This window comes from Pontibacter sp. JAM-7, assembly GCF_048548695.2.
Taxonomy (GTDB): domain Bacteria; phylum Pseudomonadota; class Gammaproteobacteria; order Pseudomonadales; family Balneatricaceae; genus Neptuniibacter.
Window position 1 is genome coordinate 92676 of the sequence record NZ_JBLYIF020000008.1, and the last position, 23656, is coordinate 116331.

Annotated in this window: 24 protein-coding genes; 7 read left to right on the plus strand and 17 right to left on the minus strand. The window is 52.6% G+C overall.

The window, feature by feature from the left end; translation table 11 throughout:
* Positions 1–148: 148 nt before the first annotated feature.
* Together bioA and ACFVYJ_RS11860 are read left to right on the plus strand one after the other, a co-directional pair.
* Positions 149–1444: an adenosylmethionine--8-amino-7-oxononanoate transaminase gene (bioA, locus tag ACFVYJ_RS11855; protein WP_419414841.1), complete on the plus strand. Its 1296-nt coding sequence runs from the start codon at positions 149–151 to the stop codon at positions 1442–1444.
* Between the two features lie 8 nt (positions 1445–1452).
* On the plus strand, positions 1453–1884 hold the full coding sequence (locus tag ACFVYJ_RS11860; protein ID WP_419414840.1) for an acyl-CoA thioesterase: 432 nt from the start codon (positions 1453–1455) through the stop codon (positions 1882–1884).
* 6 nt (positions 1885–1890) lie between these two features.
* On the opposite strand, the gene dnaB is transcribed toward ACFVYJ_RS11860, so the two are convergent.
* The 10 genes from dnaB to ACFVYJ_RS11910 all read right to left on the minus strand — a co-directional run bounded on the left by dnaB (position 1891) and on the right by ACFVYJ_RS11910 (position 8933).
* Complete coding sequence (dnaB, locus tag ACFVYJ_RS11865; RefSeq protein WP_419414839.1) at positions 1891–3282, minus strand: replicative DNA helicase; 1392 nt, start codon at positions 3280–3282, stop codon at positions 1891–1893.
* Between the two features lie 129 nt (positions 3283–3411).
* Positions 3412–3861 (minus strand): 50S ribosomal protein L9, encoded by a 450-nt coding sequence (gene rplI, locus ACFVYJ_RS11870; protein ID WP_419414838.1) that lies wholly within the window; start codon positions 3859–3861, stop codon positions 3412–3414.
* Between the two features lie 40 nt (positions 3862–3901).
* A complete protein-coding gene (locus tag ACFVYJ_RS11875; protein WP_419414837.1) occupies positions 3902–4753 on the minus strand; it encodes a hypothetical protein in 852 nt (283 codons plus the stop codon).
* A 16-nt stretch (positions 4754–4769) separates the two neighbouring features.
* Entirely contained in the window at positions 4770–4997 is a 228-nt protein-coding gene (gene rpsR / locus ACFVYJ_RS11880; protein WP_286239823.1) for a 30S ribosomal protein S18, read from the minus strand.
* Between the two features lie 23 nt (positions 4998–5020).
* Positions 5021–5440, minus strand: a complete 420-nt coding sequence (gene rpsF, locus ACFVYJ_RS11885; protein ID WP_419414836.1) for a 30S ribosomal protein S6 — start codon at positions 5438–5440, stop codon at positions 5021–5023.
* 119 nt (positions 5441–5559) lie between these two features.
* A complete protein-coding gene (locus tag ACFVYJ_RS11890; RefSeq protein WP_419414835.1) occupies positions 5560–6006 on the minus strand; it encodes a DUF2799 domain-containing protein in 447 nt (148 codons plus the stop codon).
* 43 nt (positions 6007–6049) lie between these two features.
* On the minus strand, positions 6050–6466 hold the full coding sequence (locus ACFVYJ_RS11895; RefSeq protein WP_463255313.1) for an OsmC family protein: 417 nt from the start codon (positions 6464–6466) through the stop codon (positions 6050–6052).
* Entirely contained in the window at positions 6463–7290 is an 828-nt protein-coding gene (gene trpC / locus ACFVYJ_RS11900) for an indole-3-glycerol phosphate synthase TrpC (protein ID WP_419414834.1), read from the minus strand. Before trpC ends, ACFVYJ_RS11895 begins: the two co-directional genes overlap by 4 nt.
* 11 nt (positions 7291–7301) lie before the next feature.
* Positions 7302–8327 (minus strand): anthranilate phosphoribosyltransferase, encoded by a 1026-nt coding sequence (gene trpD / locus ACFVYJ_RS11905; RefSeq protein ID WP_419414833.1) that lies wholly within the window; start codon positions 8325–8327, stop codon positions 7302–7304.
* 24 nt (positions 8328–8351) lie between these two features.
* Entirely contained in the window at positions 8352–8933 is a 582-nt protein-coding gene (locus tag ACFVYJ_RS11910) for an aminodeoxychorismate/anthranilate synthase component II (protein ID WP_419414832.1), read from the minus strand.
* 181 nt (positions 8934–9114) lie between these two features.
* Here ACFVYJ_RS11910 and chrA point away from each other — a divergent pair, with 181 nt between their 5' ends.
* The gene (gene chrA / locus ACFVYJ_RS11915; protein ID WP_419414831.1) at positions 9115–10314 is read left to right on the plus strand and encodes a chromate efflux transporter; all 1200 of its coding nucleotides are present in this window, start codon (positions 9115–9117) and stop codon (positions 10312–10314) included.
* Between the two features lie 2 nt (positions 10315–10316).
* Here chrA and trpE read toward each other — a convergent pair whose 3' ends face one another.
* Complete coding sequence (trpE, locus tag ACFVYJ_RS11920; protein WP_419414830.1) at positions 10317–11801, minus strand: anthranilate synthase component I; 1485 nt, start codon at positions 11799–11801, stop codon at positions 10317–10319.
* Positions 11802–12083: 282 nt separating this feature from the next.
* The gene (nhaA, locus tag ACFVYJ_RS11925) at positions 12084–13256 is read right to left on the minus strand and encodes a Na+/H+ antiporter NhaA (protein WP_419414829.1); all 1173 of its coding nucleotides are present in this window, start codon (positions 13254–13256) and stop codon (positions 12084–12086) included.
* 204 nt (positions 13257–13460) lie between these two features.
* On the opposite strand from nhaA, the gene ACFVYJ_RS11930 reads away from it, so the two are divergent.
* Entirely contained in the window at positions 13461–14414 is a 954-nt protein-coding gene (locus tag ACFVYJ_RS11930; RefSeq protein WP_419414828.1) for a LysR family transcriptional regulator, read from the plus strand.
* Here ACFVYJ_RS11930 and ACFVYJ_RS11935 read toward each other — a convergent pair.
* Positions 14348–15025, minus strand: coding sequence for a phosphoglycolate phosphatase (locus ACFVYJ_RS11935; RefSeq protein ID WP_419414827.1), 678 nt, complete (start codon positions 15023–15025; stop codon positions 14348–14350). The two genes, ACFVYJ_RS11930 and ACFVYJ_RS11935, sit on opposite strands and share 67 nt — an antisense overlap.
* The gene (gene rpe / locus ACFVYJ_RS11940) at positions 15025–15702 is read right to left on the minus strand and encodes a ribulose-phosphate 3-epimerase (protein WP_419414826.1); all 678 of its coding nucleotides are present in this window, start codon (positions 15700–15702) and stop codon (positions 15025–15027) included. Before rpe ends, ACFVYJ_RS11935 begins: the two co-directional genes overlap by 1 nt.
* A gap of 164 nt (positions 15703–15866) precedes the next feature.
* Here rpe and ACFVYJ_RS11945 point away from each other — a divergent pair, with 164 nt between their 5' ends.
* On the plus strand, positions 15867–16916 hold the full coding sequence (locus tag ACFVYJ_RS11945) for a DUF3530 family protein (protein WP_419414825.1): 1050 nt from the start codon (positions 15867–15869) through the stop codon (positions 16914–16916).
* Here ACFVYJ_RS11945 and djlA read toward each other — a convergent pair.
* From djlA to ACFVYJ_RS11960, 3 genes are read right to left on the minus strand one after another with little or no spacing between them, the layout of a single operon-like run.
* Positions 16894–17685: a co-chaperone DjlA gene (gene djlA, locus ACFVYJ_RS11950; RefSeq protein ID WP_419414824.1), complete on the minus strand. Its 792-nt coding sequence runs from the start codon at positions 17683–17685 to the stop codon at positions 16894–16896. The two genes, ACFVYJ_RS11945 and djlA, sit on opposite strands and share 23 nt — an antisense overlap.
* 22 nt (positions 17686–17707) lie before the next feature.
* Positions 17708–18403, minus strand: a complete 696-nt coding sequence (murU, locus tag ACFVYJ_RS11955) for an N-acetylmuramate alpha-1-phosphate uridylyltransferase MurU (RefSeq protein ID WP_419414823.1) — start codon at positions 18401–18403, stop codon at positions 17708–17710.
* On the minus strand, positions 18400–19452 hold the full coding sequence (locus ACFVYJ_RS11960) for an aminoglycoside phosphotransferase family protein (RefSeq protein WP_419414822.1): 1053 nt from the start codon (positions 19450–19452) through the stop codon (positions 18400–18402). Before ACFVYJ_RS11960 ends, murU begins: the two co-directional genes overlap by 4 nt.
* A 212-nt stretch (positions 19453–19664) precedes the next feature.
* Between ACFVYJ_RS11960 and ACFVYJ_RS11965 the strand changes: the two genes are divergently transcribed.
* A complete protein-coding gene (locus ACFVYJ_RS11965; RefSeq protein ID WP_419414821.1) occupies positions 19665–22376 on the plus strand; it encodes an LPS-assembly protein LptD in 2712 nt (903 codons plus the stop codon).
* A complete protein-coding gene (locus ACFVYJ_RS11970) occupies positions 22366–23655 on the plus strand; it encodes a peptidylprolyl isomerase (RefSeq protein WP_419414820.1) in 1290 nt (429 codons plus the stop codon). The genes ACFVYJ_RS11965 and ACFVYJ_RS11970 overlap by 11 nt, the downstream gene beginning before the upstream one ends.
* Position 23656: the final 1 nt, after the last annotated feature.

Consider the following 23656-nt stretch of genomic DNA (forward strand, 5'->3'; position numbering starts at 1 on the left):
GCACCCAGGTAAACTTTACAAAACCTTTAAAAAACAAAAGAACATCTCGCCAATCCTCGTTCAAGGTTGCAGCGAATGCCGATGCAGGCTGTAATTAGGCACCTGGTTTAACTACCAGCCGATTTTCGTTCACTATTCAGGTTATATGATGTCTCAGTTATCACCCACTCAGGTTGCCTTTGACCAGCAACATATATGGCACCCTTACTCTTCCATGATCAATCCTCCCGCCACCTACCCTGTGGTGGCAGCCAGTGGAGTACATCTCACCCTGAATGATGGTTCCAGACTGATCGATGGCATGGCTTCATGGTGGTCGGCAATTCATGGTTATAACCATCCAGTATTGAATCAGGCAGCCCACGACCAGATTGATCGTATGGCACATGTCATGTTTGGTGGCCTAACCCATCCACCGGCAATTGAACTTTGTCAGCGTTTAGTCGACATGACCCCCGCGCCGTTGCAAAAAGTCTTTCTGGCCGACTCAGGATCAGTTTCAGTAGAAGTCGCTCTGAAGATGGCTATCCAGTATTGGCACGCCCGTGACCTGCCTCAGAAACACAAGTTTGTGACCCTCCGTAACGGTTACCATGGCGACACCTTCGGCGCTATGGCTGTGTGTGACCCCGTCACGGGCATGCATCAGATCTTCAGTGGCGTATTGCCACAGCATTTTTTTGCTCCCGCTCCCCAAACCGGTTTTGCTCAGCCCTGGGATGAGAACGATATTGCACCCCTGGCAGCACTGCTGGAACAGCACCAGCATGAGATTGCCGCGCTGATTCTGGAACCCGTCGTGCAAGGTGCCGGCGGCATGCGTTTTTATTCACCGGAATACTTAAAACGCGCCCATGCCTTGTGTCGTCAATTTAATGTTTTGCTGATCGCCGATGAGATCGCCACAGGTTTTGGCCGCAGCGGCAAGCTGTTTGCCTGCGAGCATGCCGCTATCTGCCCGGACATCCTCTGTGTTGGCAAAGCACTTACCGGCGGGTATATGACGCTGGCGGCAACACTGACGACTACCGAAATTGCCGAAACCATTTCCGCTGGCGGAGCGGGCTGCTTCATGCATGGGCCTACCTTTATGGGCAACCCTCTGGCCTGCGCCGTAGCGGGTGCCAGCCTGAAACTACTGGTGGAACAAGATTGGCAAGCTCAGGTGCAACGCATAGAGCGGGGCCTCAATAACGGGCTGGCCCCTGCCGCACAACTGCCAGGTGTTAGCAGCGTCAGGGTATTAGGCGCTATTGGTGTCATTGAACTCAGTGACTCCGCTGACAATCGAATCCTGCAGCCCATGCTTGTAGCACAGGGAATTTGGGTGCGGCCATTTGGCAAGCTGGTGTATGTGATGCCACCCTATGTAATGGATGATGCCACACTGGCAGAACTGACCAATAGTATGGTGTCTGTATTGCAGAAATATCTGACAAGCTGAGATAGATCATGGCCCGTATAAAACTGGAGATGCCCAAGCACTACACTTTCAGCACCAGCATGGTGGTTCGCATCAATGATATAAATTACGGCGGACACCTGAGCAATGACTCAATCCTATCGATCATCCATGAGGCCCGGGTTCGGTTTCTGGCACAGTATCAATATACCGAAATGGATATTGAAGGTAGCAGTTTAATTATGACGGACTCGGTTGTGGTTTACCGGGCGGAGGGCTTTCATGGTGATCAGATTCAGGTCGATGTCTGCATCCAGGATTTCAATAAATACGGCTGTGACTTTTACTACCTGTTAAGTAACAAAGCCACGGCGGTAGAGATAGCGCAGGCCAAAACCGGCATTGTGTTTTTTGACTATGGCAGCCACAAAGTACGACCGGTACCCGCAGCATTTAAGGCGCGGATGGAAAAACAGGCCTAAATCAGTTTATTCCATATCCGCGTACTGGGCGTAAACGTCCGGTGCCAGATTTTCAAATCGAGTATGTTTGCCGATAAAGGCCAGCTTACTGCTGCCAATCGGGCCGTTACGCTGTTTGCCGATAATGATTTCAGCAATGCCTTTTTGATCGGAATCTTCGTTGTAGACCTCATCCCGATAGATAAACATGATCACGTCGGCATCCTGCTCAATCGCCCCGGACTCACGCAGGTCAGAGTTGACCGGCCGCTTATTCGGCCGTTGCTCCAGCGAGCGGTTCAGCTGCGACAACGCTACCACTGGGCACTGCATCTCCTTAGCCAGCGCTTTAAGTGAACGAGATATCTCAGAAATCTCCGCTGTGCGACTCTCGACACCCCCGGTTTTCAACTGCATCAGCTGCAGATAATCCACCATAATCATGGCCAGATCACCATGTTCACGTACGATACGTCGAGCCCGTGCACGCATTTCATTGGGACTTATGCCCGCCTGGTCATCGATAAACAGCGGTTTGTCCCGCAACATATTGACCGCTGTCGTCAAACGCGGCCAGTCATCCTCCTCCAGCCCACCAGTACGCACCCGCGTCTGGTCAATACGCCCGAGAGAGGACAGCATACGCGTGATAAGCTGCTCAGCAGGCATCTCCAGGCTGAACACCAGAATCGGCCGCTCCGATGCCATCAGAGCATTTTCCACCAAGTTCATAGCAAAGGTTGTCTTACCCATTGAAGGACGCGCCGCGACGATAATCAGATCCGAGGGCTGTAACCCAGCGGTGCGTTTATCCAGGTCATCAAAGCCTGTCGTCAGGCCAGTGAGATCCCCTTCACTGTTGAACAACTGATCGATCTTATCGACCGCTTTTTTCAATAACGGATTGACCGCTACCGGGCCACCCTGGTTTGGCCGATTCTCGGCGATGCGGAAAATTTTCTGCTCGGCATCGTTAAGAATCTCTTCCGAGGCACGACCTTCCGGATTAAACGCATTTTCTGAAATTTCGTGAGCAACAGTGATCATCTGCCGCAGCAAGGCGCGGTCACGGACGATCTCAGAGTAAGCCCGAATATTCGAAGCGCTCGGTGTATTTTTGGCCAGGTCGATCAGATAATCCAGTCCACCAGCCCCTTCAAGGGCAGCGGTACGATCCAACTCTTCCGACAGCGTCACCACATCCAGCGGTTTAGAGCCGTTAATCAGCTTCTGCATGGTGCGGAAGATCTGCCGATGCTCCTGCCGGTAGAAGTGCTCTTCAAGAACCACTTCGGACACAATGTCCCAAGCATTGTTATCCAGCATTAAACCACCTAGGACTGACTGTTCCGCCTCCAGAGAGTATGGCGGGGCTTTGATATTAGCCAGATCGGCTTCGGTGATTTTACTGTATTCCATCGGTGGCTCTACCTGATCTCAAACTTCAACGCTGTTGACCGTGACAAGGAGTGAATCCCGGACATAAAAAAAGCACTGCGCAGTATTCTACGCAGTGCTTTAGTGTACTGTCTAACGAAACTGTTGGGATTAAATGTCGCCAACAACCGCCAGTTTAACAGTAACCATTACTTCAGGGTGCAACTGAACGTCGATGTCGAACTGACCGATCTGACGCAGCGTACCCTCTGGCAGGCGAACTTCGCTTTTGCAAATTTCGCTACCGGCAGCAGTCACTGCTTCAGCGATGTCTGCAGTGCCAACAGAGCCGAACAGTTTACCTTCTTCACCACACTTCGCAGTGATGGTTACTTCTTTGCCTTCCAACGTTTCAGCACGTGCCTGAGCAGCTGCTAGCTTTTCAGCAGCAGCGGCTTCCAGTTCAGCGCGACGCTCTTCAAACTTAGCAACATTATCAGCCGTAGCTGAAACTGCTTTACCCTGAGGCAGCAGGTAGTTGCGACCGTAACCACCTTTAACGGTTACCTTGTCGCCGAGGCTACCCAGCTTACCGATTTTCTCGAGCAGAATAACTTCCATCTCGTTAACCTCTATTTGTTCTGCAACGTAAATTGCAGTACTAGTTCTTGACTGGCATACGACTGCGAAAATCAACAAAACTGTCGAGTACAGCCGCTGCAACCAGCAGCAAAATCATATAAGGCCCAAAAAATACAACTGCCAGGTAAAAACCTACCAGCCAGGACCTGCCTAAATCGCGTTTTGCCACACTGCCATGAATCAGTGCGATACCGCAGATAATCCAGGGCAATAACACCAGCGGTAACCAGCGCCAGATTTCCAGGCCGACTTGTGATCCCAGCACCAATGCCGCCAGCAGCAGCGCGGTGTAGGTAGCAGGCAGTCTCATTTGATGAAACTCCTGCTGAAAACCTCCTGGGTTGTACAGTCCGGATTGCCATGAGCGCGCCAGTATCAAACTGAGCAGGATCATAGCGGTGTGAACTGCACTCAGACCACCTACCAGAATTGCATTTAGCGTTTCTGTAGTAAGTAGCTTGTCAGCCTCCGCACTAGTGGTTGACTGTTCCAGCAACTGCTGGGTCATCTCGACCATCTGGCCGATTACTCCACTCAGCGCGGTTTCCAGCAACAAAGCCATCAGAGCACCGAGCGGCAACGCCAGCATCAATACTCGAGGCCAGGACACCGTCTGTCGCAGTAAAATTGCCAGTACATAGGTACCTGCAATCACCACCAGGGGTGTCGGGTCTCCGCTGTATGTCCAGACGCCGGCTGGCAATATTGCCCAAACCAGCAGTCCGGCACCGTCACTCGGTCCCCTTCGCAGGGTTACCAGAGCAACAGCCGCTGCACTTATCCAATAAAGCAGTGGCAGCAAGGCGGCAACAACCGCCACAACAGCCGCATGTTTCTGACCCCGCATGACCAGTTCGGCCAAGGCTCGCATGCGACTCTAATTCCTCTTACTGATGACCGTCAGTGTAAGGCAGCAGCGCAACAAAGCGTGCACGCTTGATGGCCGTTGCCAACTGACGCTGATAACGGGCTTTAGTACCAGTAATACGGCTTGGTACGATTTTGCCAGTTTCAGTGATGTAACCTTTCAGGGTATCCAGATCTTTATAATCGATCTCTTGAACACCTTCAGCCGTGAAACGGCAGAACTTACGACGACGGAAAAAACGAGCCATAGTATCTCTCCTAAGATTCAGTCTTATTCTGCGTCGCCAGAGGCGTCGTCAGAAGTGTTAGTAGCTTTCTCTTCAGTAGCTTCAGCTGGCTTTTCTTCACGACGAGGCTTGCGCTCTTCGCGGGATTCAGCAGCTTTAATAGGAGATACTTCGGTCACAGCATCTTTACGACGGATAGTCATGTTACGCAGAACGGCATCGTTGTAGCGGAACAGATTTTCCAGTTCGTCCAGAGTCGCCTGATCAGTTTCGATGTTCATCAGGATGTAGTGTGCTTTGTGAGCATTGTTGATTGGGTAAGCCAGTTGACGACGACCCCAATCTTCCAGACGATGAATTGTACCGCTAGCACCTTCAATCAAAGTGGTGTAACGCTCAACCATCGCAGGAACCTGCTCGCTCTGGTTCGGGTGAACCAGAAAAAGGATTTCATAATGACGCATAGTTGCTCCTTTCGGGTTATTAGCCCCCGGATTAACCTGTAACCGGAAGCAAGGAGATTGGATGTTCTCCAAAGGACGCGTGATTCTACGCCTGTTGTATCGCTTATTCAAGCGACTGATCAGTCACAAAACAGCGATGGAAAAAATGAATGGGCAAAGTATGGATGGTGGCCCCACCCATAACCATAACCGGGGAAAGCGCGTTGCCAGCAATAGAGAGCGGCCTGATTTCGACCACGGAGATAACCCCTGAGAAACGCCGCTTCGGCTTCACCTGTGCAAACTTCGTAATACGGCAGGTTAAGCCAGCCGACTTCAAAACCCGAGGCTTGAGTACAGTAGCGCAACAGCCCCTGCTGGTGCCCAGCAGCATAGTCGCTAGCAACAACGTCAATACTGAATTTATCGCAGGCCTTTTGATGAGACTGTAGCCGTGATACCGGGTAGCCATTGGCACCGTCACTCACCCCTAGCCGGTACCATGCAGCCTGTTCGCACTGCTGTTGATTCAGACTGGCACAGCCGACCAGCAGCAACATTGGCCAGATTGCAATAAACCGTTGCATATAGCCTCCCCAGGCTTTTTTACAACAGTTTCAGTATAGGCGCTCAGTCGACTTCGACAATCTGATAACTGTGACTGATCTCTACCCCGCCTTTCTCCAGCATCAAGGAGGCAGAGCAGTATTGTTCAGCGGACAGCTTTACCGCCCTGGCAACTTTCTTTTCATTCAAGTCACGGCCTGAAACAATAAATTTAACGTGAATTTTAGTGAATATCGCCGGCACGGCATCGGCACGTTCAGCATCAATTTCGGCAATACAATCGACAACGTCCTGGCGGGTTTTCTTCAAAATACCCACCACGTCGTAACTGGTACAGCCGCCCAAGCCCAGTAGCATCAGTTCCATCGGGCGCGGTCCCTGTTTCAGCTCACCGTCGATCATCACGTCAAAGCCAGATCCGGTGGTGCCCTGAAAACGCACGTCGCCGTCCCACTTCACCCTTGCATTCATGTTGCTCATCCGGTCACATCCTCCAGCGAAAACAGTTGCTTCAACTTATCACCTGGATCAGCGGCACGCATAAAGACCTCTCCTACCAGAAAGCTATTGACGCCATGTGCACGCATGTCGGCGACATCTTCAGGCGTATGAATACCGCTTTCAGTCACCACGATCCGGTCATCCGGAATACGGGACAGCAGTTCATAGGTATTATTCAAGCTGACTTCAAACGTATTCAGGTTACGGTTATTGATACCGATCAGGCGAGTATCCAAGGTCAAGGCACGCTGAAGTTCCACCGCGCCATGCACTTCAATCAGTACATCCATACCCAGACTCACGGCCAACTCATATAACTGCTCAAGCTGCTGATCATTGAGTGCAGCAGCAATCAGCAAAATACAGTCAGCGCCAATGGCTCGAGCCTCATAGACCTGGTACGGATCAACAATAAAATCTTTGCGTATCACCGGCAACTGGCAGGCCGCGCGTGCCTGCTGTAGGTAAGCCTCACTACCGTGGAAAAAATCCTTATCTGTCAGCACAGAAAGGCAACTAGCGCCACCTGCCTGATAGGAACCTGCAATGGCAGCCGGATCAAACGGATCCCGCAACAGACCTTTCGACGGGCTGTGCTTTTTGGCTTCTGCGATCACTGCAGGAAAACCCGCTGCCAGGGCATGAGCCATACTGTCCACAAAACCGCGCGGATCAAATGCAGTGCCTTTTTGGCGTTCGATCTGCTGTTGCAGGTCAGCAATAGAACAACGCTGCTGACGCTCAGCAACCTCTTCAGTCTTGCGCGCCAGAATCTTTTTCAAAATTGTCGGTGTATCAGACATGAATAACTTCTTTAGTTGGTAACCAGGGACTGGCTGAACTGCGCCAGCTCAGCCATCTTTGCTGCAGCAGCACCGGAGCGAATCACCGTTTGTGCCTGTGCAACGCCAGCCGCAATGCTTTCTGCCAGATCAGCAGCATACAAAGCCGCACCCGCATTCAGTGCGATCATATCAGCGGCTTTGGCGTGTTCGCCATTAAACGCCGCCTGAATCAGCGCCAGACTTTCAGCAGAACTATCCACCTGCAGGCCATCAATATTTTGCGACTGCAATCCGGCATCGGCTGGAGTAAAGCTGTACTCGATCACCTCGCCATCACGCAACTCAGCAATATACGTGGTGCCTGACAGACTCATCTCATCCAGCCCCTCTTCTGCATGTACCACCAGCGCATGTTTGGCACCTAACTCTTTCAGGGCCCCGGCAAGCAAACCGCACAGCTTGCGGTCAAATACACCCAGTAGATAGTGCTGCACACCCGCCGGATTGGTGAGTGGACCAAGCACGTTAAACAGAGTACGCAATGCCATCTCCCGACGCGGGCCAATAGCGTGCTTCATCGCACTGTGATGCTGGGGGGCAAACATAAAGCCCACTCCCACTTCATCAATACAACGGGAAATCTGCTCGGGTGTCAGATCAAGTTTGATACCTGCCGCTTCCAATAAGTCAGCAGAACCTGAACTGGAAGAAACCGACCGGTTGCCATGCTTCGCTACATGACCACCTGCTGCTGCTACGACAAAGGAGCTCGCACTTGAGACGTTAAATAGATTGGCGCCATCACCACCGGTACCCACTATGTCTACTGCGTTACTGGCCTTAATCTGCACCGGCAATGCCAAGGCACGCATCGCTTCTGCCGCGCCACTGATTTCAGCCACCGTTTCGCCTTTCATGCGTAACCCGATCAGCAGTCCACCGATCTGAGCATCAGTCGCCTGCCCGGTCATGATTTGTTGCATGACCTGCTGCATCTCGGTTTTATTCAGATCACGGCGCTCCACCATGGTTGCCAGTGCCTGTTTGATATCCATTACCTTCCTCTCTCTGGCGTCTTATCAGCTACGGCGCAGAAAATTCGCCAACAGCTCATGCCCCTGCTCGGTCAAAATTGACTCCGGATGAAACTGTACGCCCTCAATATCCAGTGATTTATGGCGTACCCCCATAATTTCGTCGATGCTACCGTCAGCGTTTTGTGTCCAGGCGGTGACCTCCAGACATTCTGGCAAAGTCTCCTGTTCAATCACCAAGGAATGATAGCGCGTCACCTCAACCGGATTATTTAGTCCGGCAAATACTCCTTCGCCACGGTGATACACAGGGGAGGTCTTGCCATGCATCACGTGCTTAGCACGCACAATGCTGCCACCAAAGGCCTGACCAATACTTTGATGCCCAAGACAGATCCCCAGGATCGGCAGTTTGCCGGCAAAACGTTCAATGGCCGCCACTGAAACGCCAGCTTCTTTCGGCGTACAAGGGCCTGGAGAAATCACCAGATGCTGCGGTTGAAGCTGCTCAATCTGTTCCAGTGTGATTTCATCATTCCGGTATACCTGAATCTCGGCACCCAGCTCACCCAGATACTGCACCACGTTGTAGGTGAAGGAGTCATAGTTGTCGATCATCAACAGCATGTGTTTGGTTACTCCCGATATAGATCCGTTACCGTCTGGTGCGGCTTGGGGTTAAGATTCAGGTCGGCCATGTTAGCATAAATCCTCAATTGCGGGAGTCTGTCCCTGCGACATTAAAGCGTCACAATACAGCCCTATAATCACAGCCGGTTTTTCGTCACAATCTATGCGCTCAGAGCAAATGAACACCCAACCTACTCCCCCGGAGTACAGCTCCGCCTTGGCTATTTTCTGGCTATTCCTGCGCCTGGGCTGTACCGCGTTTGGCGGCCCTATCGCACACTTGGCCTATTTCCATGAGGCTTTTGTAAAACAGAAACGCTGGGTCTCCGAGCAGACCTACAGTGAACTGGTAGCGCTTTGCCAATTTTTACCTGGCCCAGCCAGCAGCCAGGTGGGCTTTGCCCTGGGCCATCTGCGCGGAGGCTGGGTCGGCGCAGTTGCTGCCTGGATTGGTTTCACCCTACCCTCGGTACTGATACTTACCATTGCCAGCCTGAGCCTGAGTCACTTTCCCTCCGCCATACCCCAGAGCCTGATAACCGGTCTGAAGGTTGTCGCAGTGGCAGTCATTGCACAGGCCTGTTTAGGCATGAGCCGACCGCTGCTACACGATCCAAAACGTATAACCCTGCTAATTCTGTGCGCTACCTTCATGTTGCTGCTACCGGGACCCTGGACTCAACTGGCCATTATTCTGCTGGCCGGTTGCCTTGGCGCCTGGTTCTTACCGATGCCCGACCGCTCGGCAACACCACTGCCCACAACCATCAACAAGCCCCTTGCGCGCGGTGCCTTGTTGCTGTTTTTATTACTGTTACTGTCTTTACCTATACTTGCGCATTTCAGCGGGGGAGATTGGCACTTAAGCAATGCGTTTTACAGCAGTGGTGCATTGGTGTTTGGCGGCGGCCACGTGGTCTTGCCCTTATTGGACAGTGCACTAGTTCAACCGGGCTGGCTGAGCACGCACGACTTTCTTACCGGCTACGGCCTGGCTCAGGCGATGCCGGGGCCGCTGTTCTCTGTGGCAGCCTTTTTTGGCGCGCATGCCAATATTGGCCCGGGTGGTGTAACCGGCAGCCTGCTGGCGGTATGCCTGTTGTTTTTGCCGGGTCTGTTACTGGTATGGGCAATCCTGCCGTTCTGGGCGGCACTAAGAGACAGAAAACGCGTTTCAGCCGGTCTACTGGGCATTAACGCTGCGGTAACCGGCATACTGCTGGCAGCGCTCTATCAGCCAGTCTGGGTGAATACCATCTCAGGCATCAGCGAACTCGCATTGGCTGCGGTTGCATTTGCCGCGTTAACAGTCGGCAAACAACCCCCCTGGCGGGTGGTGTTAATCTGCCCGCTGCTCAGCTGGTTGTTACTGGGATAACCTTAAAGGTTATCCAGTCCCTTCTCGACCATTGCCACTGCACTGAACACTGCCCGCCCCTTATTCATGGTCTCTTTCCACTCCAGACGAGGAATAGAATCCGCGACAATGCCCGCCCCGGCCTGAATATGCAGCACATCATCTTTGATCACTGCGGTACGAATGGCGATAGCGGTATCCATATTACCATTCCAGGATAGATAGCCGACTGCTCCGCCATACACACCCCGTTTTACCGGCTCCATTTCATCAATAATTTCCATCGCCCGCACCTTAGGCGCACCACTAAGGGTGCCCGCCGGTAACGTTGCACGAAGCACATCCATGGCGCTGACATCCGGCTTCAGTTTACCGTTCACATTAGAAACGATATGCATGACATGGGAATACCGCTCTATCACCATTTTATCGGTCAGTTCGACACCGCCCACTTCTGCCACACGGCCTACATCATTGCGCCCTAGGTCGATCAGCATAAGATGCTCAGCTACCTCTTTCGGATCAGCCAACAACTCCTGCTCCATCGCCAGATCTTCTTCCGGAGTGGCACCACGCTTGCGTGTACCCGCAATTGGCCGCACCGTCACTACCCCCCCTTCCACCCGAGCAAGAATTTCCGGTGAAGACCCCACCACATGAAAATCTCCCAGGTTAAGTGCATACATATAGGGTGACGGGTTCAAGCAACGCAGGGCCCGATAAAGGTCCAGAGGCTTGCTGCTAAAGGGAATCGACATCCTTTGAGAGATCACACACTGCATGATATCGCCATCCAGCACATACTCTTTGAGCTGGCTTACCGCATTCTTAAAGGCCTGCTCACCAAAACTGGATTTGAATTCAGATTCATCAACGTGCCGAGCCTCTCCCGGAGGCGTTTCTTCGAAAGGGATCGCCGCCCTCAGTTGAGCGACCTGGTCATTGAGTCGTTGTTGCGCCTTGTGCAACGCTTCGGGCTCCGCCGGATCAGCATGTACAATCAGAATCAGTTTGCCAGCCAGGTTATCAAACACCACCAGCTCATCCGACACCATCAGCAGGATATCCGGCGTACCCAACACGTCCTCGGGACAGCTATCCCGCAACCGTTTCTCGACATAACGCACCGTGTCATAACCAAAATATCCCACCAGACCACCGTTAAACAACGGCAGGCCCGGCAATTCAGGCACCCGATAACGCTGCTGAAACGTTTCTACAAACGCCAGCGCGTCTTCCTGTTCCAGTTGCTCTACCACCTCACCATCGGTGGTCACTGTGATCTGACTGCCAAAAGCACGCAAAACTGTGCGACACGGCAGACCGATAATCGAATAACGCCCCCATTTCTCACCGCCTTCGACCGATTCAAGCAAATAGCTGTATGGTCCATTGGCCAGTTTTAGATAGGTAGACAACGGTGTATCCAGATCTGCCAACACTTCACGCGTAACTGGAATACGATTGTAGTTTTGTGCTGCCAGGGCATCGAATTGTTCTTGGTTCATGCTGTTCTCTCAACTACCCCGATGGATAGGGGGTGCATCGACAGGAAAATTGGCGTCAGGTACAACAGACAAAAAATTCAACGCCATATACGGAATTTGGCACGATATCGGGCCAAGCTTATAGACAGGCTCGCCATCGACATGAAGATCCGTACTGCGAGGCAGCAGGAGAGAAAAAATAATGTAGAGAGGCGCTGTTCATGGTTTTAGGGCATTCTGGAGTTCATGGAATGCCCCAAACCATATAGCAGGCTGAGTTTCTAATCAACCGACATGGTCAGGTTAAGCCTCACGCTTGCGCACCGCCATATGCAGCAACACCACCCCAACCACGGCAGAAGCAAACGAGCCAATCAGCACGGCCAGACGATCGGCAGAAGCAAACATCTGCTCAATGCCCGCGTAGGCCAGGGAGTCAATAAACAGACTCATCGTAAAACCAATACCCGTTAGGATAGACACCGCGTAAAGTGCCAGCCAACTACTGCCCTGAGGCATGACTGCCACTCCCATGCGGATAGCAGCCGCACTGAACAAAAACACACCCAGCTGCTTACCAACAAATAACCCCAGTGCAATGCCCAACGGTACCGGCTGCAACAAGCTCTCAACCGACATACCTGACAGCGAAACGCCCGCGTTGGCAAATGCGAACACTGGCAAAATCATATAGGTCACCCAGGGCTGCAGTGCGTGTTCAAGTTCTTGCAACGGCGAATGGCCCGGTTGTTTACGATCACGCAGAGGGATAGCAAAAGCCAATACCACACCCGCCAGTGTCGCATGTACACCCGATTTCAATACACTGATCCACAACACCACACCCACCAGAATGTAGGCGGCCACACGGGTAACACCCAAGCGGTTCATCATCACCAGTACCAGAACACAGACAGATGCCAGCATCAGTGAAGCCTCCGACAATTCAGAGGTATAGAACAACGCAATGATAATAATGGCACCCAGGTCATCAATAATTGCCAGTGCCATCAGGAACAGTTTGAGGGACGTTGGCACTCGAGATCCCAACAAGGTCAAGACACCCAGCGCAAACGCTATATCTGTCGCAGTAGGAATTGCCCAGCCGCGCATGGATGCCGCATCACCATAATTAAAGAACACAAATACCAGTGCAGGCACCAGCATTCCGCCGACAGCTGCAACCCCCGGCAAAACAATTTGTGACGGTCGAGATAACTGACCCACCAACACTTCACGCTTTACTTCCAAACCGACCAGGAAGAAAAACACTGCCATCAAGCCATCGTTAATCCACAACAGCAATGGCTTAGCGAGTTGCAAATTACCCACCCGAACCTCAACTGGAAGATTAAGAATTGAGCGGTACTCATTATCCAAGAAGCTGTTGGCCATAAACATTGCCATCAGCATGGCCAGACAAAGCAGCACACCACCGGCAGATTCATGTTGTAACAGGGCTTTTAGTTTCTGCATGTTTTATATCCGGAAAAAACCCCGGCAACGCCGGGGAAGAGCAATTCACTCGTTTGAGTGCTGTCATGTGAACACAGACAAAGAGATGTTTGAGACGTGACTTCAATCAACTCTGTTTGCGCCAGTCTGTATGGAAAAGTATAGACATCTAACGTATAAATAAAATTCGAATATTAACTGTAATTATTTCGTATTTTTCGAACTATGGACAATCTAAACTATAAACACCTGCGTTACTTCCTCACTGTGGCAGAAGAAGGCTCCATTAGCCAAGCAAGCGAGCGTCTGAACCTGACGCCTCAGACCATTTCCGGACAGCTGCGTCTGCTGGAAGCGCAACTTAACTGTACTTTGCTGCAAAAACAGGGGCGAGGACTGGAACTGACACCTGCCGGTCGGCGCATCCGTGATTACGCCAGACAGATCTTTGCTATTGGCGATGCCATGCAGGAACAGTTACGCAGCGATAGTCCGTTAAATCGGTTTGCCATCGGCATCACCGATGCAATGCCAAAACAAATTGCTTATCGCCTGCTGGAGCCGATATTCGATCTGGACGAGCCGATTCGGTTGGAATGCCGGGAGGGCTCGATGGAATCTCTGCTGGCTGATTTGACGGCGCAACGGGTAGACCTGGTACTCACCGACCGACCGGTGGATTCAACGTTCCACGTACGGGCCTATAATCACCTTTTGGGGGAATCCAGTATCTGTCTATTCGCAAAAAAAGCTGTGGCAAAACAGGTTACCCCAAGGTTCCCTAAGTCCCTCGATGGCGCGCCCATGTTGATGCCAACCCCAGATACCATGCTAGGCAGCAACCTGTGGCGCTGGTTCCAACAGCATGAATACCGCCCCAAAGTGGTAGCGGAATGTGTTGATAATGCATTGCTGGCCACCTTTGGTCAGGCAGGGCGAGGACTGTTTTGTGGCCCCAGTGCGATCAGCAGAGAGATTTCGAGCCTTTACCAGGTCGAGTCGGTAGGGGTTATTGAAGAGATTCGTGAACGGTTTTACGCGATTTCGCTGGAACGTCGCTTAAGCCACCCCGCTGTATTAGCAATCACCAATATCGCCCGCAACATCCTGCATCAACATAGTTCCATTAACGAATCGACCAGCAGGTCCGGAGAAGATGCAACAATCGATTCACCATGATTGTAACCATAGCTCACACAGGCAACCGGACAGCCCGCCGCGCGAGCTGCCAAGACATCATTTTTTGAATCACCAACCATCAAGCTCATCTCAGGTGCCACCTCAGCGGCTTGCAGGCAAGCGAACAGCATTTGTGGATCCGGCTTTTTCACCGCCACACTGTCCCCACCCAAGACAACTGCAAAGTAAGATGACAGACCAAGCTGTGCTAACAAAGGGGTGGTAAAACAGATCGGTTTATTGGTCACCAGGCCTAGGGCCACACCAGCCTGTTGCAATTGATCTAAGCAACTGCGGACGCCAGGATAAAGCACACTGTGCTCGGCGGTGGCTTCGGCATAAAACGACATAAACAATGCCAGGGCCCGTTTGGTAAGAGCCGCATCAAGTTGAGGTTCTACTTTAATGGCACCACTCAAGGCACGCTGAACCAGAACAGCAGCACCATTGCCAACCCACTGTCGCACTTTCTGTTCGCCGGCGACAGGCCGGTCCAACGCCTGCAGCATCCGGTCCACCGCCACTGCCAGATCAGGCACACTGTCCACCAGCGTGCCGTCCAGATCAAACATCACCAGCTGCGGCAGCTGACCGTCAAACAGGTTGCGCATCAGCTTAGCTCTGCCGCCGCCAGCTGTTCACGCATCTGGCGTAGAGTATCCGCGTAATTATCGGTATTAAAAATTGCTGAGCCGGCAACAAAAGTGTCAGCACCCGCCTCTGCAATTTCACGGATATTGCCAACACCCACTCCACCGTCAATTTCCAGACGAATATCACGACCACTCTGGCGGATCAGCTCACGCGCCTGACGCAACTTATCCAGGGTACCCGGAATAAATTTCTGCCCGCCAAAGCCTGGGTTTACAGACATTAGCAAGATCATATCAACCTTATCCATCACATACTCGAGATGTGACAGTGGGGTTGCCGGGTTAAATACCAGGCCCGACTTGCAACCACCAGCGCGAATCATCTGCAGGGAACGGTCTACGTGGTCACTCCCTTCCGGATGAAAGGTAATATAACTGGCGCCTGCTTCAATAAAATCACCAATAATCCGGTCAACCGGCTTGACCATCAGGTGCACATCAATCGGCGCAGTCACACCGTATTTTCGTAACGCCTGACACACCATTGGACCGATCGTCAGGTTGGGCACGTAATGGTTATCCATTACATCAAAATGCACGATATCGGCACCGGCTGCCAGGACAGCGTCTACCTCTTCACCAAGACGGGCGAAATCGGCTGAAAGTATGGAAGGCGCGATGAGAAAATCAGACATGAGTAAGCTATCCGCTGGTTAATCAGGCGGCCATTTTAACAGCTCAGTTACAAACTATCTGCCTTAAAACGACCTGACAAACCCGCATCGAACATCAGTGGTTGCTGTCACCCTGCGCTTACGGATAATCTGAACCCTGAAAACAGTTCCGGAAGGTAAAACTGATGCCACTGCGCCATGCTTTAATGATTGCCTGCACTGCTACCTGCTTGCTAACAGGGGCCACCACCCTCGCTGAGGAGCCTGCCAGCAGCGCGGCCCAGCCGAGTACAGTGATACCACCGCGATTTCAGCCCAATCCTAGCGCAACACTCAAACAGCAACTAACTGAAGTGGTATTACCCGGTGATGAAGTATTGCAATTAGACAGCCCCGCCGGCGGGGTTGTCGGTTTCTTACACCGCGCGGAACAACCAGAGGCCCTGGGTTCCATTCTGCTGCTACCGGATCAGCAAACCCACCCAGACTGGCCGGAACACACCCGGACATTGCGGCGGGGACTGGCAGAGCATGGCTGGGACACACTCGCAATCTACTTGCCACCCGCGCCAACACCAGCGACGCCAGCACGCAGCTTACCCACGCTGACTGAGCTGGCCTCCGGCGCTGCCAGCGTTGCAACATCGACTGTTGCCGCCAGTACCGCAGCAGCCTCTAATACCGAAAACAACAGTGATTCCAGCGCAGATTTTGACCGTTACCTGGCGCAAACCCGGCAATCTATCGCTGCCGCACTGGTTCACCTGCAGCAGCAAAATGACAAGCGAGTTGTGCTGTTAGGCATAGGTCAGGGAGCTCCCCTGGCCATCGATAGCGTCCTGCAGTTGCAAGACAGTAATGATCTGCGCTTGGTAATGCTCGACACGGAACCTTTTGCTCACCCCTCAGCACCTGCCCTGTTAGCGCAACTGGCTAAGGTAAAAATCACCACCCTGGACCTGTACCACCGCACTCGCCAACTCACACCTCAAGCAAACGCTACCGCACAACAGCGCGCCATACTGGCACGCAGAGAGGGCATGAATTTCTATCACCAACGTGAACTGGCGCCGTTTATCAGCGCCGAAGCCAGTGATACCCGGCTGCTAAAACATCTGCGTGGCGCAATTAAGCGCTGGATTATTAACGCCGAGCCGGTACCAAAACCGACACCTGCGACACCTGCCAAAAAACCTCAGACACCCCCCGGCATCATGAACGACGTGCGCTCTTAATCCGTTCATACGCGGCCTGGATCTCTTGAGATTTTTCTTTGGCAAGCTCTTGCATCTCTTCAGGTAAACCACGGGAAACCAGCTTATCCGGATGATGTTGACTCATCTGACGGCGATAGGCTTTTTTCACGTCCGCATCGGTGGCCGTTTCCGTTACACCCAGAATTGCATAAGCATCCTTAAGCAAGATTTTGGGATCACCACCATCTTGCCCGTGGCGGAAAAAGTCACGCTGCGCTTTAACCCGAGCTAAGACCTCTTCAACATTAACGTTACCAAACTCCAATGCACGAAATACCCGCTCCAGCACCTGACGTTCTGCCGCGCTGATATCACCATCCGCCATCGCCGCCTGAAGCTGAATCTCGATAAACATCAATTTCACATCTGGCCGATGACGCAACAAGATCGCCAGAGGCCGCAGCTCAGCTTCCAGGTCAAACAATTCATCCTTACCACGGGTAAAATGATCTATCGCTTCTTTACGCCGCAGCTCATCCAGTCGCATCTGAGACATAACCGTACGGGCAAACTGAATTTCGTGTTCAGTAACGCGCCCATCCGATTTTGCAATACGCCCCATCACACTGAAGCTGGCCTTAAAGAACAGCAGCTGCGGATTGACCTTCTTTGCCATCCCTTTCAACGCTCGGCTGATAAAGAAACCCACAAACCCGCCCAATAAGAGGCCAACAAAACCACCACTAAACAAACCAATCAGTGCACCAATTAAAATGGCGCCTGTATGTCTTTGATAGGCTTCGGCCATCTGGCCACCTGCCCTTTGAGGATCAAAGGCCACTGATCAAGCCCTCCTTCACGGCAGCATCTATCTCGGCCAGCCGCTGGGGCGTGCCGATATCCGCCCAGAAGCCAGAATAATGTTCACCCGTGACCCGGCCCTGCGCCATCGCCACGCGTAATATGGGGGCAAGCGCTGCCGGCGCACCGGATTCAAGCCCGACAAACAGTTGCGCGGACAAACAACTGATACCGCTGAAGGTTAAGGCATTGGAGCCTTCAGCCATCACTGCTGAGCCGGACAAACTAAAATCTCCAGCCAGATGGTGTGCGGGGTTATCCACCAGCACCAAGTGCGCAAGCCCTTGATCGGGCAGTCCTCGCTGCAACCGGTGAAACGGATAATTGGTGAATACATCACCATTAACCACCAAAAACGACTCATTTTCCGCATCCACCAGCAGAGGTAGGGCCTGACAGATACCGCCGGCAGTTTCCAGTGGTTCCTGCTCAGCAGAATAACGGATTGAGACACCAAACTGAGCACCATCGCCCAGCGCCGATTCCAGCTTATCGCCAAGCCAGGCATGATTGATGACTATGTCGGTAATACCCGACGCTCGCAAACGCCGAATATGATACCCAATCAACGGCATGCCATTGACCGGCAACAGGGGTTTGGGAGTCGTCAGGGTCAAAGGGCGCATACGGGTACCCAACCCTGCCGCGAGAATCATAGCTTTCATCGTGCCAACCACTGCTTGAGTTCAACGTCTGACCAATAGCCGCTGTCCGCCATTGCCGGAATCACTCTATTTTGCAGCCAGTCATTCACGTCTCTTAGCTGTTGATCAACTGGTAGTTCAAGCAGCAGATAGTGCAGTGTTCGCGGAATGTCCGACAGATACCCCTGTTTATCATCGCGCAATTTCAAACGGGCAAAAATACCAATCGCCTTGAGGTGACGCTGCGCACCCATCAGATCAAACCAGCGCTTAAATTGCTGGCTATCCGCAACTGGCTGCCCCTGCGCCAGCAGAGACAAGCGAAACGCCTCCACCCAGCCATATACTTGCTCAGCGGGCCAGGCGATATAGCAGTCTCGCAGCAAAGAAACTAAGTCGTAGGTGACGGGACCATAAACCGCATCCTGAAAATCAATGACTCCTGGGGCGTCATCTGGCCGATACATCAAGTTACGCGAGTGATAATCCCGGTGCACGAATACCCGGGGCTGCTCCAACGCCGCGGCAATCAGCACAGCAAACAGATGATCCAGCTGTTGCTGCTCCCGCGGACTCAAAGTTAGCTGCAGCAGCCCTTGCAAGAACCACTCACGGAACAGTTCAACTTCACGCTTCAACAGGGGTTCATCATATTGTGGCAATTCACCCTGCAGTAAGCCTGGACATGCCTGAATCAGCAACAAACTTTGCAAAGCTTCAGCATAAAGTTGATCAACCGACGCTCCGTTTAACCGCCCCAAATAAAGTTCATCACCCAAATCACTGAGCAGCATAAAACCTTGCTCAAGATCACTGGCATGGATTTCCGGCACGGCTACAGCGTGCTGGGCAAGTGCTTCTGCAACCGCAATAAAGGGCCGGCTATCCTCTTTCTCCGGCGGTGCATCGACTGCAATCCAGCTTTGTTCCGGAGTTACGGCACGAAAATAGCGCCGAAAACTGGCATCACCCGATACCGGTTCTAATTGCCACTCATCACCGGAAAAGCCCGGCTGCTGGGGCAAAACTGCTGTTAACCAACCTTTAAGCTGTTCAAAACGCTGATCCATTCAGCTATATCCTCTAGCACTTGCTTTCAAGAATGTTTTATCATTCTCGGCTTTGGAATCTCTGGGTTTATAGGAATTCCGCCACGATTGAATCTGCGGCAGCATACGCAAACGTCCTATTTCAGTCTTGGCCATACTCCGTATAGTACTCGAGAGGGGTTCGGCACAAAACCGGCTTGACCGGCAATCGTCTGAAATGGACTGAGTTTTTCATGCCCTTTGCGAAGCGATCTACCCATACACTTACCCTGGCAATCAGTGCGGCGTTATTAAGTCACTACAGCCCACAGCTGCTTGCTCAGTCTGAACAGGATACGGCCTGGAGCTGTACTCAGAACAGTGCCGGCGAATGGGATTGTGAGGTAAACGAAATACTGGTAAAGCAGGCCGAGTCTGCCCCAGTAACAACGGCCACTGAGACAGCGGCAGAGCCAGTCCAACCGGCTACTGAGCAAGTCAATATAGAAACGGCCGCCCCCGCTGCCCCCCAGCCTGCACGGCCGACTGTACGCCCTGAGGTCACTACTGCCAAGACCGCAACGCCGCCATCGACTGAGCCAAGTAAAGCAACTGCTCCCGCAGCCACAGCTGCGGTGACATCTGGCAGGGTTATCGATCAGGAATGGAACTGCGAAAGCACCACCGACGGACGCTGGGACTGCAGCAACGAACCCGTCTACGAGCTGGTCACGCAAATAGGTGCCCAACCAACGCTGACGACCGCTCAGGTACAGTTCATAAAAGATAATCCATACCAACATCTGGATTGGGTCTACTATGGCGCGCCATCGCAGATGATGTGCCCGGGACAGTACCTGGAACCGGTTTTCCCACCGCAGGGTGATGAAAACCTGGCGGACCCACCGCTCTATGTCGACGCTGCCAGCTCCAGCACTGAGCTGGGCGGCCTGACCCGCCTGGAAGGCGGTGTCAATATGCGCCAGGGCCGTAAACGGGTCAGCGCCAACTATGCCGAGCTCGACCAGGTCACCAACAAAACCCGTTTCGAAGGCAACGTGCGTTACCGGGAACCCGGCATGTTGGTATTAGCCAATACAGCACAGGTGGATAACCTGACTCAGGAAGGCGCCTTTACTGACACCGAATATGTGATGCATCAGGAGGAGCTGCGTGGCACTGCTGATCGTATCTTCTACCTGGCCGATGGCCGGATGCGTCTTGAGCAGAGCAGCTATACTTATTGTCCGCCTTTCAGTGAAGCCTGGGTGCTTGAAGCTGACAACATGATGCTGGATCAAGCTGAAGGCGTAGGGGTAGCCCGTGATGCAGTATTACGGGTAGCCGGTGTGCCGATTTTCTATACTCCTTACCTGTCGTTCCCGATAGATGATCGACGCAAAAGTGGTTTCCTCTATCCATCCCTCAGTTACAGCAAAGAGAACGGAATCGACCTGGCAGTACCCTATTATTTCAATATTGCTGCCAATATGGACGACACCTTCACCCCACGCCTGATCGGCGAACGCGGACTGATGCTGGAAAACGAATTCCGCTACATGAACCGCTGGTCACATAACATGCTCAGCACCAGTTTCCTTGATGATGACGAACTGGGTGAGCAGCGTTGGTTACTGGGCATTAACCATGAAGGCACCCCAGTCCGAGGCTGGCGTAGCGAGATCGACTTTACCTCAGTCAGTGATAGCGACTTCTTCAGTGATCTGGATACCAATCTGGAAGTCCGCCGTAAAACCCATCTCGATCAGCGGGCCGACCTGGCATACAAAGCCACCAACTGGAGCTTCGTAGCACGGGTTCATGAATACCAAACCATCAAAGATGACATTGCATCGCCCTATGAAAAACTGCCGCAATTATTACTCAATGGCAACTATGAACTGAGCGAAGATGCCAGCGTAGGTTATGCAGCAGAGTATGTTAATTTCCAGCGTGATATAGACGATCTGTCAGGTTTTGCCCGAGTGACCGGGGAGCGCCGTTTCCTGATGCCAACGTTGAGTTATGAGTGGCGTCGCCCTTGGGCTTATGTCAAACCGGAGCTGCGCTTATGGAGCAGTTCTTACAGCCTAGATGATCAGCTGACCGGACGGGACGAAAGTCCGAGCATCAACGTACCTATTACCAGCCTCGATAGCGGTTTATTCTTTGAGCGCGACCTGGATAACGGTGGCATCCAAACACTGGAGCCGCGCCTGTTCCTGCTGCATGTTCCCGAAGAAGACCAAAGCGACATACCTCGCTTTGACACGGCACTGATTGATTTCTCATACAGCCGCCTGTTCCGCTATAACCGCTTTAGTGGCCGCGATCGTATCGGTGATGCAAAACAGGCCTCTGTGGGTATCGGCAGCCGATTCCTGGCAGCCAATGGTGCCGAACTGTTTTCCGTTGGGGTTGGCCAGGCCTTCTATTTTGATGACCGGGACGTGACACCAGGCACCGCCAATGAAGATAGAACCCGCAGCCAAAGTGATCTGGCCACCTACTTGGGCTGGCAATTAAGCCAAAACTGGCGCGTAAGCCTGAACGCCATTCTTGATCAGAGCGATTTCAAAAACACCGAATCCAATGTACGCTTGCGCTACAACAGCAACCTGAACCAACGCATCGACCTGAGTTACCGTTTTGAAGATGACGTCCGCGAGCAGGCGGACCTGTCCTTCATCCTGCCGGTGGCTAACCACTGGACCAGCTTTGGCCGCTGGCTGCAGGACATGCAGGAAAATGAACTACTGGAAGCAGTACTGGGTCTGGAATACGAGAGCTGTTGCTGGAAAATCAGCCTGGCCGGTCGCCGCTGGCAGGACGATGACGAAATCTACGATTCAGGTGCTTTCCTGACACTGACACTCAAGGGGCTAGGTGCTCTGGGCAGTGGCAGCAATGGTTTCCTGGAAGACATAACCGGTTACGAAGAGCGTGAAGAGCACTATGACGAATAAGCTCGCAAAATTTATAATTACATGTAGCACCTGTCTGTTATTGCCAGGCATGGCCAAAGCCGCAGCGGAGCCCATTGATCAGGTGGTCGCTGTGGTCAATGAAGACGTTGTCCTGCAAAGCGAGCTTGAACAACGTATCGACATCGTCACAGAGCAATTAACCGCACGCAACACCCGTCTGCCGCCGGATGATGTCATGCGCAGTCAAGTCCTGGATCGCCTGATCATTGAAAGCCTGCAGCGCCAAGTGGCAAATGTCCGCGGTATTCGCATCTCAGATAGTCAGCTCAACGCTGCAATTAACAATATTGCTATCCAGAACAAAATGACGCTGGAGCAATTCCGCACCGCTCTGATTGCAGAAGGCCGCGATTACCAAGAGGTGCGCGAGCAGATTAAAAACGAGATGCTGGTGCGTAACGTACAGCAAAACGTGGTCAACCGACGTATTCGAGTATCTGACCAGGAGGTCAAAAATTTCCTGGCCTCCGACGCTGGCCAAGAAGGGACCGCCGCCCAATTCCAGCTCAGCCACATCCTAGTGGGCATTCCCTCCAGAGCCGCTCCGGAAATGATTCAGGCAGCCGAGCAGAAAGCTAATAGCATCTATCAAAAACTGCAGGATGGCGTACCATTTAATGAACTGGCCATTGCCGAATCTGATGCCGCCAATGCCCTACAGGGCGGCGACCTTGGTTGGCGCTCAGCCAGCGAACTGCCTGAAGAACTAGGCAATGCAATCCGCACGCTGGAACCAGGCCAATTCAGTCAGCCCGTGCGTTCACCTAGTGGTTTTCACCTGCTGCAGGTCCGCGACAAGCGAGGCGGTACAGTACAACTGGTTGAGCAAACCCAGGTTCGGCATATCCTGCTGAAACCGAGCGAAATTCGCTCACCACAACAGACTGAGCGTGAAATCCAGGCCATCTACCGCCGCATTTTACAAGGCGAGCCATTTGACACCCTGGCCAAAGACCATAGCGATGACCCGGGCAGCGGCTCCGAAGGCGGTGATCTGGGTTGGACGCAAGATGGTCAGATGGTGCCTGAATTTGAACAGGTCATGAATAACACTCCGGTTAATCAGGTCTCCGAGCCTTTCGAGTCGCGGTTTGGCTGGCATATTCTGCAAGTTACAGAGCGCCGCACGGTAGACCAAGGTGAAGAGATGCAGGAAAACCAGGCACGCTCCATGATCGCCAAACGCAAATTCGACGAAGAGCTGGCTAACTGGCTACGAGAGCTGCGTTCTCAGGCCTATATCGACATCAAGGAGTAGG

Coding starts and splice junctions, on each gene's coding strand:
- chrA (WP_419414831.1), top strand. CDS start 9,115: ATGAACACCCAACCTACTCCCCCGGAGTACAGCTCCGCCTTGGCTATT.
- ACFVYJ_RS11965 (WP_419414821.1), top strand. CDS start 19,665: ATGCCCTTTGCGAAGCGATCTACCCATACACTTACCCTGGCAATCAGT.
- bioA (WP_419414841.1), top strand. CDS start 149: ATGTCTCAGTTATCACCCACTCAGGTTGCCTTTGACCAGCAACATATA.
- ACFVYJ_RS11930 (WP_419414828.1), top strand. CDS start 13,461: ATGGACAATCTAAACTATAAACACCTGCGTTACTTCCTCACTGTGGCA.
- rpsF (WP_419414836.1), bottom strand. CDS start 5,440: ATGCGTCATTATGAAATCCTTTTTCTGGTTCACCCGAACCAGAGCGAG.
- dnaB (WP_419414839.1), bottom strand. CDS start 3,282: ATGGAATACAGTAAAATCACCGAAGCCGATCTGGCTAATATCAAAGCC.
- ACFVYJ_RS11970 (WP_419414820.1), top strand. CDS start 22,366: ATGACGAATAAGCTCGCAAAATTTATAATTACATGTAGCACCTGTCTG.
- trpD (WP_419414833.1), bottom strand. CDS start 8,327: ATGGATATCAAACAGGCACTGGCAACCATGGTGGAGCGCCGTGATCTG.
- ACFVYJ_RS11945 (WP_419414825.1), top strand. CDS start 15,867: ATGCCACTGCGCCATGCTTTAATGATTGCCTGCACTGCTACCTGCTTG.
- rpsR (WP_286239823.1), bottom strand. CDS start 4,997: ATGGCTCGTTTTTTCCGTCGTCGTAAGTTCTGCCGTTTCACGGCTGAA.
- ACFVYJ_RS11910 (WP_419414832.1), bottom strand. CDS start 8,933: ATGCTGTTGATGATCGACAACTATGACTCCTTCACCTACAACGTGGTG.
- trpC (WP_419414834.1), bottom strand. CDS start 7,290: ATGTCTGATACACCGACAATTTTGAAAAAGATTCTGGCGCGCAAGACT.
- ACFVYJ_RS11875 (WP_419414837.1), bottom strand. CDS start 4,753: ATGCGAGCCTTGGCCGAACTGGTCATGCGGGGTCAGAAACATGCGGCT.
- ACFVYJ_RS11960 (WP_419414822.1), bottom strand. CDS start 19,452: ATGGATCAGCGTTTTGAACAGCTTAAAGGTTGGTTAACAGCAGTTTTG.
- djlA (WP_419414824.1), bottom strand. CDS start 17,685: ATGGCCGAAGCCTATCAAAGACATACAGGCGCCATTTTAATTGGTGCA.
- ACFVYJ_RS11935 (WP_419414827.1), bottom strand. CDS start 15,025: ATGCGCAACCTGTTTGACGGTCAGCTGCCGCAGCTGGTGATGTTTGAT.
- nhaA (WP_419414829.1), bottom strand. CDS start 13,256: ATGCAGAAACTAAAAGCCCTGTTACAACATGAATCTGCCGGTGGTGTG.
- rplI (WP_419414838.1), bottom strand. CDS start 3,861: ATGGAAGTTATTCTGCTCGAGAAAATCGGTAAGCTGGGTAGCCTCGGC.
- murU (WP_419414823.1), bottom strand. CDS start 18,403: ATGAAAGCTATGATTCTCGCGGCAGGGTTGGGTACCCGTATGCGCCCT.
- ACFVYJ_RS11895 (WP_463255313.1), bottom strand. CDS start 6,466: ATGAGCAACATGAATGCAAGGGTGAAGTGGGACGGCGACGTGCGTTTT.
- rpe (WP_419414826.1), bottom strand. CDS start 15,702: ATGTCTGATTTTCTCATCGCGCCTTCCATACTTTCAGCCGATTTCGCC.
- trpE (WP_419414830.1), bottom strand. CDS start 11,801: ATGAACCAAGAACAATTCGATGCCCTGGCAGCACAAAACTACAATCGT.
- ACFVYJ_RS11860 (WP_419414840.1), top strand. CDS start 1,453: ATGGCCCGTATAAAACTGGAGATGCCCAAGCACTACACTTTCAGCACC.
- ACFVYJ_RS11890 (WP_419414835.1), bottom strand. CDS start 6,006: ATGCAACGGTTTATTGCAATCTGGCCAATGTTGCTGCTGGTCGGCTGT.